Source organism: Vibrio sp. SCSIO 43153, from assembly GCF_023716625.1.
GTDB classification, from domain to species: domain Bacteria; phylum Pseudomonadota; class Gammaproteobacteria; order Enterobacterales; family Vibrionaceae; genus Vibrio; species Vibrio rotiferianus.
In genome coordinates this window covers 3,168,547-3,182,549 of sequence record NZ_CP071855.1, presented here as the reverse complement: position 1 = coordinate 3,182,549, position 14,003 = coordinate 3,168,547, and the positions used below count along the sequence as shown (strand labels likewise).

The 14,003-nt window shown below is 46.7% G+C and carries 6 protein-coding genes and 2 rRNA genes; 7 read left to right on the top strand and 1 reads right to left on the bottom strand.

Going from position 1 to position 14,003, the window contains the following annotated elements:
- Positions 1 to 19: 19 nt before the first annotated feature.
- Positions 20 to 1,612 carry a bifunctional phosphoribosylaminoimidazolecarboxamide formyltransferase/IMP cyclohydrolase gene (gene purH / locus J4N37_RS15155; protein WP_252041314.1) on the bottom strand — a complete coding sequence of 531 codons (1,593 nt, stop codon included), beginning with the start codon at positions 1,610 to 1,612 and terminating at the stop codon, positions 20 to 22.
- Positions 1,613 to 1,645: 33 nt separating this feature from the next.
- Here purH and J4N37_RS15150 point away from each other — a divergent pair, with 33 nt between their 5' ends.
- The 7 genes from J4N37_RS15150 (at position 1,646) to J4N37_RS15120 (ending at position 13,935) form a co-directional block, all read left to right on the top strand.
- Positions 1,646 to 1,822, top strand: coding sequence for a hypothetical protein (locus J4N37_RS15150; protein ID WP_005533821.1), 177 nt, complete (start codon positions 1,646 to 1,648; stop codon positions 1,820 to 1,822).
- Positions 1,823 to 1,879: 57 nt separating this feature from the next.
- Positions 1,880 to 2,278: a Zn(2+)-responsive transcriptional regulator gene (gene zntR, locus J4N37_RS15145; protein ID WP_138942337.1), complete on the top strand. Its 399-nt coding sequence runs from the start codon at positions 1,880 to 1,882 to the stop codon at positions 2,276 to 2,278.
- A gap of 156 nt (positions 2,279 to 2,434) precedes the next feature.
- Complete coding sequence (gene cadC, locus J4N37_RS15140; protein ID WP_252041311.1) at positions 2,435 to 4,006, top strand: lysine decarboxylation/transport transcriptional activator CadC; 1,572 nt, start codon at positions 2,435 to 2,437, stop codon at positions 4,004 to 4,006.
- A 749-nt stretch (positions 4,007 to 4,755) separates the two neighbouring features.
- Positions 4,756 to 6,099 (top strand): cadaverine/lysine antiporter, encoded by a 1,344-nt coding sequence (gene cadB, locus J4N37_RS15135; RefSeq protein ID WP_252041309.1) that lies wholly within the window; start codon positions 4,756 to 4,758, stop codon positions 6,097 to 6,099.
- Between the two features lie 117 nt (positions 6,100 to 6,216).
- Entirely contained in the window at positions 6,217 to 8,352 is a 2,136-nt protein-coding gene (locus J4N37_RS15130; RefSeq protein WP_017635553.1) for a lysine decarboxylase CadA, read from the top strand.
- 865 nt (positions 8,353 to 9,217) lie between these two features.
- Positions 9,218 to 10,770: ribosomal RNA gene (locus tag J4N37_RS15125) — 16S ribosomal RNA — on the top strand.
- 276 nt (positions 10,771 to 11,046) lie between these two features.
- Positions 11,047 to 13,935: ribosomal RNA gene (locus tag J4N37_RS15120) — 23S ribosomal RNA — on the top strand.
- Together the 16S and 23S rRNA genes form the textbook arrangement of a ribosomal RNA operon.
- Positions 13,936 to 14,003: the final 68 nt, after the last annotated feature.

Genomic DNA, 14,003 nt, shown 5'->3' with positions numbered 1-14,003 from the left:
GGGGAGGACCAAAAACTAATTAGTGGCGGAAGTGACGCATACCTGTGAAGATCATCGCCATGCCGTGCTCATCTGCTGCTGCGATAACTTCGTCATCACGCATAGAGCCACCCGGTTGGATCACACACTTAATGCCAGCCTCTGCTGCTGCATCGATACCATCACGGAATGGGAAGAAAGCGTCAGATGCCATTACGCTACCTGCAACTTCTAGACCTTCGTCTGCAGCTTTAATACCTGCAATCTTTGCAGAGTAAACGCGGCTCATTTGGCCAGCGCCTACACCGATAGTCATGTCGCCTTTCGAGTAAACGATCGCGTTAGATTTCACGTATTTCGCTACTTTCCAGCAGAATAGGGCATCTTTCAGCTCTTCTTCTGTTGGCTGGCGCTTAGAAACCACTTTTAGGTCGTCTAGGCTTACCATGCCTTGGTCACGGTCTTGAACCAGTAGGCCGCCATTCACGCGTTTCACGTCAAAGCCAGTTGTCTTAGTTGTCCATTCTCCACACTCAAGTAGACGCACGTTCTTCTTCGCTGCAACCACTTCAATCGCTTCTGCAGAAACAGAAGGTGCGATGATTACTTCAACGAATTGACGCTCAACAATAGCGGCTGCTGTTTCAGCATCTAGCTCTTGGTTGAATGCAATGATGCCGCCGAATGCAGATGTTGGGTCAGTTTGGTAAGCGCGGTTGTACGCTTCTAGAATGTCTTTACCTAGAGCTACACCACATGGGTTCGCGTGCTTTACGATCACACATGCAGGCTCGTTGAACTCTTTCACACACTCAAGTGCTGCGTCAGTGTCTGCGATGTTGTTGTAAGAAAGGGCTTTACCTTGGATTTGGCGAGCAGTTGAAACAGATGCTTCTTGTGGGTTTGCTTCAACATAGAATGCGGCTGCTTGGTGGCTGTTCTCACCGTAGCGCATGTCTTGCTTCTTCTCGAACTGTTGGTTGAAAGTACGTGGGAATTTCGACTCTTCATCACCTTCTTTGTTCTCACCATAAGATGGAACCATAGTGCCGAAGTAGTTTGCGATCATGCCATCGTAAGCCGCAGTGTGTTCGAATGCAGCGATAGCAAGGTCGAAGCGAGTTTCTAGAGTAAGAGATTTGTCGTTTGCGTCCATCTCTGCGATTACGCGGTGGTAATCACCTGCGTTAACTACGATAGTTACGTCTTTGTGGTTTTTCGCTGCAGAGCGAACCATTGTTGGACCACCGATATCGATGTTCTCAACTGCATCAGCAAGCGTACAGCCTTCTTTAGCAACGGTTTCTGCGAATGGGTATAGGTTAACAACAACCATATCGATAGGGTTGATGCCGTGCTTTTCCATCACGTCATCATCTTGGCCACGACGACCCAGCACACCACCGTGAACTTTCGGGTGAAGCGTTTTAACGCGACCGTCCATCATTTCTGGGAAACCAGTGTAGTCAGAGACTTCTGTTACAGCGATGCCTTGTTCTGCAAGTAGACGAGCCGTACCACCAGTAGATAGGATATCGACACCGCGCTCAGCAAGAGCTTGTGCAAACTCAACAATACCTGTTTTGTCTGATACGCTGATAAGCGCACGGCGAATAGGACGAGCGTTGTTCATGCTTCCATTTTCCTCAAATTCACGGAGTTAAAGATGTTTGCCAAAAATGAACTTGTTTTTACCTCTTGGGGTAAAATATTGGCCAGTTTTGGTAAAGACCTTTGCGGGGCGTTTTCATGCTTAGAAAACAGTCTCCACTATTTGATGGCGCGTATTCTAACCAATTTATTACAAAAAAGCTCGCGCAATCGTTTGGCATCTCAAAAATAATTGCAAAAAACTCGATCTTTGGCTTTAAAAGTAACGAGATAGTTAATAAGGAAAGTTATGTTTCAGATAGGTGAACTGGCGAAACGCTGTGGTGTGACTGCCGACACACTCCGATTCTATGAAAAAAATGCGCTGATTAAACCCGCAGGGCGAAGTGAATCGGGCTATCGTCTGTATAACGAAGAGAATCAAAAACAGGTGCGTTTTATTCTCAAAGCAAAAGAGCTTGGCTTGAGCTTAGATGAGATCAAGGAACTTCTTGGGATCAAATTAGAGGCAACAGAACACAGCTGTGCGGAGGTAAAAGCCATCACTTCTGCAAAGTTAACTTTAATTGATGAAAAAATCGCGGAACTGACAAAAATTCGTGCGGCATTAAAGAAGATAAATGACGCTTGCTGCGGGCATAACAATGATGATGCTAGCCATTGTTCTATCCTCGCAGCCCTTGAGTAGCGTGCTACTTAACTTAAGTTTGCATTTTTGACGGCTTGCTTTTCTAGGTTCAAGCCGTTTTCCCACCTATAATCTCGGCTTTAGTCGACTGTAAGAATGTGTAGTCCTATCTATTCCTAAAGCGACGCTGTCTATCAGATACGAGAGTTTTCATACATGGTTGGAGTCTATTTTCAAATCAATGACTGGGTTTTAAGCGTTGATGAAAATAAGCTGTATCGACAAGACAGGGAAGTTACCGTTGAGCCACGCTTAATTAATCTGCTGCATTTCCTTGCCGAGCACGCCAGTGAAGTATTCAATCGTGAAGAGCTAATCCAATATGTTTGGGCAGGCGCGATTGTGACTGACCAAGTGGTGACACAGTCGATCTTTGAGTTGCGTAAGCTGTTACGTGATGGTCGAGAGGAAAACATCAGCTACGTTATTACTGTGCCTAAGCGCGGTTATAAGTTGGTGGCGAACGTTAAGCCAATGACGCACGAGGAATTCCTTGTATGCCGTCATTGCGATCATGATGATGACTTGCCATTTGTTGAAGCAAACGAAGAAGCGTTACCTGAAACGCCAGCACCAGCGGTAACCTTTCCGGCAGGACCTCTGACTCGTGCGGTGTGCGAGATGTCGAAAGAGAAAAAAGCACCGCGTAAACCAAACAAAATCAGCCCATGGCGATTGGGTTTTATGAACTTCATCTGGATTAGCATCTTAGTTGTGGTGATGGGCGTGTTTACGTATAAGCAATCAGAAGTGCGCATCACCCAAGCTATCGATACGCATTTAATAGAGTTTAAGTTCCAAGATAACTTCGGCAGGGGTGATTTAAGTTACGAATTGGCCGATGGCTTTGCACAAAAGCTGATGGCTGATATTGCTCAGGTTAGTGACTATCGTGTGATGCTCAAAAAAGCTGCTTTTACCAACGGTATTGTTCCGGGTAAGTCGGTGTTGGTACGCGTTAGAGAAAACGATGGTGGTAACTTTCTTGAGGTGGAGTACCGTAATAATTCATCTGAGAAGGTGCTTTTTAGTCGTCAATATGCACTTACGAGCAACCACTTGAAGACGGTATTGCAGCAAGCTTCTTTGGATTTAATGACGGTACTGAAAGTGCCAGATGCAAAACTGAAGTCGAAAGTGCTGGTGGCTGGCATGCCCAATAATCCAGAAGCTCTAAAGTTGTTTATACAAGCTAACCATTATCTAAATGTTTCGGATGCAAACCAGTTTCAGCATGGCATTGATTTGATGGAGAAAATTCTCGAAGTTGAGTCGGATAATGCTTATGTTCAGGCTGAGCTGTTAATTGCCTACCATGTGCAGAGAGCATTAGACCCTGCATTGGAACTAAGAAAAGGCAGAGTGCAGCAACTGAGCGATAAGTTAGAGACCAATACCAAGATGATGCTAGGGCCTATTCAGCCTCGGATTTATGAAGCTTTGGCGTTACATGAAACCATCATTGGTGATCTCGACTTGGCAAAGCGTCATTTGAATCAAGCGCTAGGGTTGCGTGATTCGGTTTTGTCGTACGTGATTCGTGGTAAGCATGCCGAGCTTGATGGTGATTTGGATTTGGCGAGTGAGTCCTACAGTGAAGCCTTCTATATAGATACGTCTGTTGAGACCTATCTGTTGTGCGAAAACTTGGTTTTCCCAAGCAACATGAAGGCGATTGATTACGCCATGTACCGCGCAGTGCACCCTTCGGTAGTTCGTATGCTGTAATCAAACCAGTTTTTGATCGGCAAAGATACTGAGCTCTTCACTTCGGTGAGGGGCTTTCTTGTATCTGCACAATTAAAGCTTACCGCTGCTTCTTTCTTTAAATAGAACTTGCTTTACTGGGGGAGAGGGCTTTTCAATCTCTATTCTCTATTCTCTATTCTCTATTCTCTATTCTCTATTCTCTATTCTCGCTACCTTTATATCCGTTTGTCGCCAAGTAGAAGGTTGTCCTTGTGCGATTTGCTATACCCATCTTCCGTTTGTGCTTTTCAAGCAGCCCCGACACACTGTTATTTGCCTGAAGTAGTGTGTGCATCTACGCATAGCAGAAGCAAAAAACCAAGAAACTTTGATGTAAGTCAATTGCTCTATTAGGGGAGGAAAAGGCTGTATCAACAGTTCAGGTAATTTGCTGGGCTTTGTCTTGATGTTGATAGTCGTTGATAAGGTTGATGGAAAATTTGTTGAGGTTGATGTTTTTAGATTTTGAGATAGAGCGTTTTAGATTTTAGCTATAAATCATTGTACTTAGTGGTTTTATGTTTTTTGGTTTATCAGGTTTATCTCAACTTTATACCGATGGGGTAATTGTTTTATTGATAACCCCAAGTTTATTTTTTTCCCAGCTTTTGGGCGTAGTCTTCACTTCGAAATTTAGCGAGGTCGAGTGACTTCTTTCTCATAGCATCTCGCTAATTACCATTCAGTTTGAGTCATTGAGGCTCGAGTAGAATAGATTTGGAGATGTTATGTCATCGAATACAAAAAAAATCGGTTTAATCGCCTGTACGGGTGTTGTTGCCGGTAACATGATGGGTAGTGGTATTGCACTATTACCTTCTAGTCTTGCCTCCGTAGGCTCTGTTTCAATCTTCAGTTGGCTGATCTGTTTGATCGGTGCACTTAGTTTAGCGTTCGTTTACGCTCGTCTGGCAACCAAAAACCCACAAGAAGGTGGTCCTATCGCTTATGCTGGCGAAGTGTCTCCGGTATTTGGTTTCCAAACGGGCGTTCTTTATTACCACGCGAACTGGATTGGTAACCTAGCTATTGCCATTACAGGTGTTTCTTACCTTTCAGTATTCTTCCCTGTGCTTAACAACCCAATCCCAGCAGGTATTGCGACGATTGCATCGGTATGGATCTTCACTTTCGTCAACCTACTTGGTGGTAGCTGGGTAAGCCGTCTATGTACGCTTGGTCTAGTTCTTATCCTTATCCCTGTTGTTGGTACAGCAGCATTTGGTTGGACGCACTTCGACACTGCGCTTTACAGCCAAAACTGGAACGTATCAGCAGGCACTGACAGCCACGCGGTAGTAACTGCGGTTCTTATCTGTCTATGGTCATTCGTAGGTGTGGAATCAGCAGCGGTATCTACTGGTATGGTAGAAAACCCTAAACGTACCGTACCACTAGCAACTATGTTGGGTACTGGTATCGCAGGTGTGATTTACATCCTATCAACTCAAATGATTAGCGGCATGTTCCCTGCGTCAGAAGTTGCGGCATCAGGTGCGCCATTTGCACTAGCAACCACTGAGCTATTCGGTAGCTGGACAGCACCATTCGTATCAGCATTTACAGCACTAGCATGTTTCACTTCGCTAGGTTCTTGGATGATGCTAGTAGGTGAAGCAGGTAAACGCGCAGCCAACGACGGCAACTTCCCTAAAATCTACGGCGAAACTGACAAAAACGGTGTGCCTAAGAAAGGTCTAATCCTTGCGTCAATCAAGATGACTGCACTGATGGTTGTACTGATGTTCTTCAGCTCTAAAACAGCGCACGCATCAGACCTGTTCAACCAACTAACGACTGACGCAGTTCTACTAACTATGCTGCCTTACTTCTACTCAAGCATTAACTTGATTCGCTTCGAAGGTATGACAACACGCAACGGCTTCGTAATGCTGTTCTCTGGTGTGGCTTGTCTGTTCTGCTTCATCGCACTAGCAGGTGCAGAGGGCGGTACGCTAACAGCAACCTTCATCGTTTCTCTAGTTATCTTGATGTTCTACAGCAAAAAAGCAGGTCTTGCTCAGTACGTGAAAATGCACGCTGACGACATGCCTGCCCAAGCAAGCAACTAATCCCCAAAACGCTGGCACTACGGTGCCAGCCCATAAAACCCAAATTCACGCGGCGCTCACCTTACTCATTGTCTGTAAATGGCAAAGAGCGCCCTCATTCGCCTTGGAGATGTCCAAATGAATATATTCGCTATCTTGAACCACATGGGTGTGTTCTTTAAAGAAGAGCCAGTTCGTCAACTTCACGCTGCTCTTGAGAAAGCGGGCTACGAAGTGGTTTACCCAGTAGATGATAAAGACTTGATCAAAATGATTGAGATGAACCCACGCATTTGCGGTGTGCTGTTCGACTGGGATAAATACTCACTTGAGCTATGTGAACGTATCAGCCAAATCAACGAAAAACTGCCTGTTCACGCATTTGCTAACGAACAGTCTACTCTAGACATTTCACTAACAGACCTACGTCTAAACGTGAGCTTCTTCGAGTACGCTTTAGGTATGGCTGACGACATCGCTATCAAAATCAACCAAGCGACTGAGGCATACAAAGATGCCATCATGCCTCCATTCACTAAAGCGTTATTCAAATACGTAGAAGAAGGTAAATACACCTTCTGTACTCCAGGTCACATGGGCGGTACTGCATTCCAGAAAAGCCCTGCTGGTAGCATCTTCTACGATTTTTACGGTCCAAACACATTCAAAGCGGACGTATCAATCTCAATGCCTGAGCTAGGTTCTCTACTAGACCACTCAGGTCCACATAAAGATGCAGAAGAATACATCGCACGTACATTCAATGCAGACAGTTCGTACATCGTAACTAACGGTACGTCTACATCGAACAAAATCGTTGGTATGTACTCAGCACCTGCGGGCAGCACAGTACTGATTGACCGTAACTGTCACAAATCTCTGACTCACCTAATGATGATGAGCGACGTGACACCAATCTACTTCCGCCCAACTCGTAACGCATACGGCATCCTTGGTGGTATTCCACAAAGCGAATTCAGCCGCGATGTCATTGCAGAGAAAGTGGCGAAAACACCAGGTGCAACAGCACCAACTTACGCAGTAGTAACTAACTCAACTTACGATGGCTTGTTGTACAACACACAATTCATCAAAGAGTCGCTAGATTGTAAACACATTCACTTCGACAGTGCTTGGGTGCCTTACACTAACTTCAACCCAATTTACGAAGGTAAATGCGGTATGAGTGGTGAAGCGATGCCAGGCAAAGTGTTCTACGAAACACAATCAACACACAAACTGTTGGCAGCGTTCTCACAAGCTTCAATGATTCACGTGAAAGGCGACTTTGATAAAGAATCTTTCAACGAAGCATTCATGATGCACACTTCAACTTCACCTCAGTACGGCATTGTTGCTTCTACTGAAACTGCAGCGGCAATGATGCGCGGCAACACTGGTAAGAAGTTGATGCAAGACTCTATCGATCGCGCAATCCGCTTCCGTAAAGAGATCAAACGTCTAGAAGCAGAAAGTGACAGCTGGTTCTTCGATGTATGGCAACCAGAAAACATCGATACCACAGAATGTTGGAAACTAGATCCTAGCGACACATGGCACGGCTTCAAGAACATGGATGACAACCACATGTATCTTGACCCAATCAAAGTAACGCTATTGACTCCTGGGATGAATAAAGAAGGCGAACTAGAAGAATCAGGTATTCCTGCTTCGCTGGTGGCTAAATTCCTAGACGAGCGCGGCATCGTGGTAGAGAAAACAGGTCCATACAACTTGTTGTTCCTATTCTCTATTGGTATCGACAAATCAAAAGCAATGCAATTGCTACGTGGTCTAACTGAATTTAAACGTGGCTACGACTTGAACCTAACCATCAAGAGCTTCCTACCTTCGCTATACAACGAAGACCCAAGCTTCTATGAAGGCATGCGCGTTCAAGAACTAGCACAAGCAATTCATGACCTAACTAAGAAATACAACCTACCAGAGCTAATGTACAAAGCGTTCGATGTACTTCCAGAAATGAAAGTAACACCACACGCAGCATGGCAAGAAGAGCTTCGTGGCAACATCGAAGAAATCAAACTGGAAGAAATGGTTGGCCGCGTAAGTGCGAACATGATCCTTCCTTATCCTCCAGGTGTGCCACTAGTACTTCCTGGTGAAATGGTGACTCAAGAGTCTCGCCCTGTGCTGGACTTCCTAGAGATGCTTTGTGAGATCGGTGCGCATTACCCAGGTTTCGAAACCGACATCCACGGTTTATACCAACAAAAAGATGGTAGCTACACCGTAAAAGTATTGAAGAACTAAGTTCCTCTCGAAGATGACGTCATTGGGAATGCAAGCATGCTCCACTCTTACGAGCTCAATGCGTCATCGAACAATAACGACATTTAGATATACCCCTAACTAATCTGTCGTAAAGAGAAGGGCAAGGATGCTCTGATCTTTTCTTCTATATATAGAAGAAACACTTTTCCAAGACTTCACCTGAAGTACCCCAAATAAAAAGCAAAGACCAAAAGAGCAGTTCGTCATCGTTCTGCTCTTTTTTTCGTCTTTATATAGAGAGAAAGAGAAAATAGAACCAAGAGAGATAAGATCAGCAATCAAAATCACAAAGAAATCGGCGATCTTTTAATGCAGAAGTCAGGTGTTTCATCATGAAAAGATCCTCTGCAACCCGAAATATTAGACAAGATCGTTGAGTATCTATGCAGAATGCTCGTTATTTGTGCGGTTGAAAGTTTTTTTGCAAAAAACGCTTGTGCTAATTTCTCAACCCCCTATACTGCGCATCCACCGACACGGAGTGAGACGAAAGTCACACAGCGAGTCGGGAAGAGAGAAAAAAGAATTTGAAAAAAATGCTTGACTCTCTCACAGTGTGAAGTAAGATACGCACCCCTAACGACGAGCAACTAAGTTGCTGAAAATGTTAGAAAAGCTCTTTAAAAATAAGAACCTATCAATCTGTGTGGGCACTCGTTGATGATAATCCAATTAGATACTTCGGTATCAAATTAGGTTTCAATGAAACGAAGTGACCATTCGAATTGGGAAGCAGCCTTGAGCTGTTTTATTTCACTTTTTAAAAGTGAAAACCAATAAGAGCACAGTCAATTCAAACATTACTTATGTAATGTTCAGTATTCATTGAGCCGAACAAAATCTTAAATTGAAGAGTTTGATCATGGCTCAGATTGAACGCTGGCGGCAGGCCTAACACATGCAAGTCGAGCGGAAACGAGTTATCTGAACCTTCGGGGAACGATAACGGCGTCGAGCGGCGGACGGGTGAGTAATGCCTAGGAAATTGCCCTGATGTGGGGGATAACCATTGGAAACGATGGCTAATACCGCATAATGCCTACGGGCCAAAGAGGGGGACCTTCGGGCCTCTCGCGTCAGGATATGCCTAGGTGGGATTAGCTAGTTGGTGAGGTAATGGCTCACCAAGGCGACGATCCCTAGCTGGTCTGAGAGGATGATCAGCCACACTGGAACTGAGACACGGTCCAGACTCCTACGGGAGGCAGCAGTGGGGAATATTGCACAATGGGCGCAAGCCTGATGCAGCCATGCCGCGTGTGTGAAGAAGGCCTTCGGGTTGTAAAGCACTTTCAGTCGTGAGGAAGGTAGTGTAGTTAATAGCTGCATTATTTGACGTTAGCGACAGAAGAAGCACCGGCTAACTCCGTGCCAGCAGCCGCGGTAATACGGAGGGTGCGAGCGTTAATCGGAATTACTGGGCGTAAAGCGCATGCAGGTGGTTTGTTAAGTCAGATGTGAAAGCCCGGGGCTCAACCTCGGAATTGCATTTGAAACTGGCAGACTAGAGTACTGTAGAGGGGGGTAGAATTTCAGGTGTAGCGGTGAAATGCGTAGAGATCTGAAGGAATACCGGTGGCGAAGGCGGCCCCCTGGACAGATACTGACACTCAGATGCGAAAGCGTGGGGAGCAAACAGGATTAGATACCCTGGTAGTCCACGCCGTAAACGATGTCTACTTGGAGGTTGTGGCCTTGAGCCGTGGCTTTCGGAGCTAACGCGTTAAGTAGACCGCCTGGGGAGTACGGTCGCAAGATTAAAACTCAAATGAATTGACGGGGGCCCGCACAAGCGGTGGAGCATGTGGTTTAATTCGATGCAACGCGAAGAACCTTACCTACTCTTGACATCCAGAGAACTTTCCAGAGATGGATTGGTGCCTTCGGGAACTCTGAGACAGGTGCTGCATGGCTGTCGTCAGCTCGTGTTGTGAAATGTTGGGTTAAGTCCCGCAACGAGCGCAACCCTTATCCTTGTTTGCCAGCGAGTAATGTCGGGAACTCCAGGGAGACTGCCGGTGATAAACCGGAGGAAGGTGGGGACGACGTCAAGTCATCATGGCCCTTACGAGTAGGGCTACACACGTGCTACAATGGCGCATACAGAGGGCAGCCAACTTGCGAGAGTGAGCGAATCCCAAAAAGTGCGTCGTAGTCCGGATCGGAGTCTGCAACTCGACTCCGTGAAGTCGGAATCGCTAGTAATCGTGGATCAGAATGCCACGGTGAATACGTTCCCGGGCCTTGTACACACCGCCCGTCACACCATGGGAGTGGGCTGCAAAAGAAGTAGGTAGTTTAACCTTCGGGAGGACGCTTACCACTTTGTGGTTCATGACTGGGGTGAAGTCGTAACAAGGTAGCGCTAGGGGAACCTGGCGCTGGATCACCTCCTTATACGATGATTATTCACGATGAGTGTCCACACAGATTGATAGTTCACAAGCGAAAGCTTGTAGCTAACATAGCTCTTTAACAATTTGGAAAGCTGACAAATCAACAATTTATTGTTGATTGTAAAGTTCTCAATGTTTGTCTTTAGACAAACACCAATACAACACATTCAAGTGTTCTTGGAATTTGAGTCCGGCAAAATCGAGTCTGCATCATGTATAAAAATTGCAGACAACTTTGGTGACTTGTTCATCAACTCGAAACTCCTTCGGGTTGTATGGTTAAGTGACTAAGCGTACACGGTGGATGCCTTGGCAGTCAGAGGCGATGAAGGACGTATTAACTTGCGATAAGCCCAGATTAGGTAGTAAAAACCATTTGAGTCTGGGATTTCCGAATGGGGAAACCCACTTACATAAGTAAGTATCCTGTTGTGAATACATAGCGCAGGAGGCGAACCGGGGGAACTGAAACATCTAAGTACCCCGAGGAAAAGAAATCAACCGAGATTCCGAAAGTAGCGGCGAGCGAAATTGGACTAGCCCTTAAGCTTTATATGCGTTAGACGAACGGTCTGGAAAGTCCGGCGATACAGGGTGATAGCCCCGTAGTTGACAACGCACATTCAGTGAAATCGAGTAGGGCGGGACACGTGATATCCTGTCTGAATATGGGGGGACCATCCTCCAAGGCTAAATACTACTGACTGACCGATAGTGAACCAGTACCGTGAGGGAAAGGCGAAAAGAACCCCTGTGAGGGGAGTGAAATAGAACCTGAAACCGTGTACGTACAAGCAGTAGGAGCACCTTCGTGGTGTGACTGCGTACCTTTTGTATAATGGGTCAGCGACTTATATTCAGTGGCAAGGTTAACCATCTAGGGGAGCCGTAGGGAAACCGAGTCTTAACTGGGCGTTCAGTCTCTGGATATAGACCCGAAACCAGGTGATCTAGCCATGGGCAGGTTGAAGGTTGAGTAACATCAACTGGAGGACCGAACCGACTAATGTTGAAAAATTAGCGGATGACTTGTGGCTAGGGGTGAAAGGCCAATCAAACCTGGAGATAGCTGGTTCTCCCCGAAAGCTATTTAGGTAGCGCCTCGGACGAATACTACTGGGGGTAGAGCACTGTTAAGGCTAGGGGGTCATCCCGACTTACCAACCCTTTGCAAACTCCGAATACCAGTAAGTACTATCCGGGAGACACACGGCGGGTGCTAACGTCCGTCGTGGAGAGGGAAACAACCCAGACCGCCAGCTAAGGTCCCAAATTATAGCTAAGTGGGAAACGATGTGGGAAGGCTTAGACAGCTAGGATGTTGGCTTAGAAGCAGCCATCATTTAAAGAAAGCGTAATAGCTCACTAGTCGAGTCGGCCTGCGCGGAAGATGTAACGGGGCTAAGCTATAAACCGAAGCTGCGGCAATGAAGTTTACTTCATTGGGTAGGGGAGCGTTCTGTAAGCCGTTGAAGGTGTGTTGTAAAGCATGCTGGAGGTATCAGAAGTGCGAATGCTGACATGAGTAACGATAAAGGGGGTGAAAAACCTCCTCGCCGGAAGACCAAGGGTTCCTGTCCAACGTTAATCGGGGCAGGGTAAGTCGACCCCTAAGGCGAGGCCGAAAGGCGTAGTCGATGGGAAACGGGTTAATATTCCCGTACTTCTTACAATTGCGATGGGGGGACGGAGAAGGCTAGGTGGGCCTGGCGACGGTTGTCCAGGTTCAAGTGCGTAGGCTGAAGAGTTAGGTAAATCCGGCTCTTCTTAAGGCTGAGACACGACGTCGAGCTACTACGGTAGTGAAGTCATTGATGCCATGCTTCCAGGAAAAGCCTCTAAGCTTCAGATTGTAAGGAATCGTACCCCAAACCGACACAGGTGGTCGGGTAGAGAATACCAAGGCGCTTGAGAGAACTCGGGTGAAGGAACTAGGCAAAATGGTACCGTAACTTCGGGAGAAGGTACGCTCTCGACGGTGAAGTCCCTTGCGGATGGAGCTATTGAGAGTCGCAGATACCAGGTGGCTGCAACTGTTTATTAAAAACACAGCACTGTGCAAAATCGTAAGATGACGTATACGGTGTGACGCCTGCCCGGTGCCGGAAGGTTAATTGATGGGGTTAGACTTCGGTCGAAGCTCTTGATCGAAGCCCCGGTAAACGGCGGCCGTAACTATAACGGTCCTAAGGTAGCGAAATTCCTTGTCGGGTAAGTTCCGACCTGCACGAATGGCGTAATGATGGCCACGCTGTCTCCACCCGAGACTCAGTGAAATTGAAATCGCTGTGAAGATGCAGTGTACCCGCGGCTAGACGGAAAGACCCCGTGAACCTTTACTACAGCTTGGCACTGAACATTGACCCTACATGTGTAGGATAGGTGGGAGGCTTTGAAACCAGCACGCCAGTGTTGGTGGAGCCGTCCTTGAAATACCACCCTTGTAGTGTTGATGTTCTAACGTCGACCCCTTATCGGGGTTACGGACAGTGCCTGGTGGGTAGTTTGACTGGGGCGGTCTCCTCCCAAAGCGTAACGGAGGAGCACGAAGGTGGGCTAATCACGGTTGGACATCGTGAGGTTAGTGCAATGGCATAAGCCCGCTTGACTGCGAGAATGACAATTCGAGCAGGTGCGAAAGCAGGTCATAGTGATCCGGTGGTTCTGAATGGAAGGGCCATCGCTCAACGGATAAAAGGTACTCCGGGGATAACAGGCTGATACCGCCCAAGAGTTCATATCGACGGCGGTGTTTGGCACCTCGATGTCGGCTCATCACATCCTGGGGCTGAAGTCGGTCCCAAGGGTATGGCTGTTCGCCATTTAAAGTGGTACGCGAGCTGGGTTTAGAACGTCGTGAGACAGTTCGGTCCCTATCTGCCGTGGGCGTTGGAAGATTGAAGGGGGCTGCTCCTAGTACGAGAGGACCGGAGTGGACGAACCTCTGGTGTTCGGGTTGTGTCGCCAGACGCATTGCCCGGTAGCTAAGTTCGGAATCGATAACCGCTGAAAGCATCTAAGCGGGAAGCGAGCCCTGAGATGAGTCTTCCCTGATACTTTAAGTATCCTAAAGGGTTGTTCGAGACTAGAACGTTGATAGGCAGGGTGTGTAAGCGTTGTGAGGCGTTGAGCTAACCTGTACTAATTGCCCGTGAGGCTTAACCATACAACACCCAAGGGGTTTTGATGGACTCAATGTAAGAACATTGAATGTGTTAAGAACTGAAAACAGCT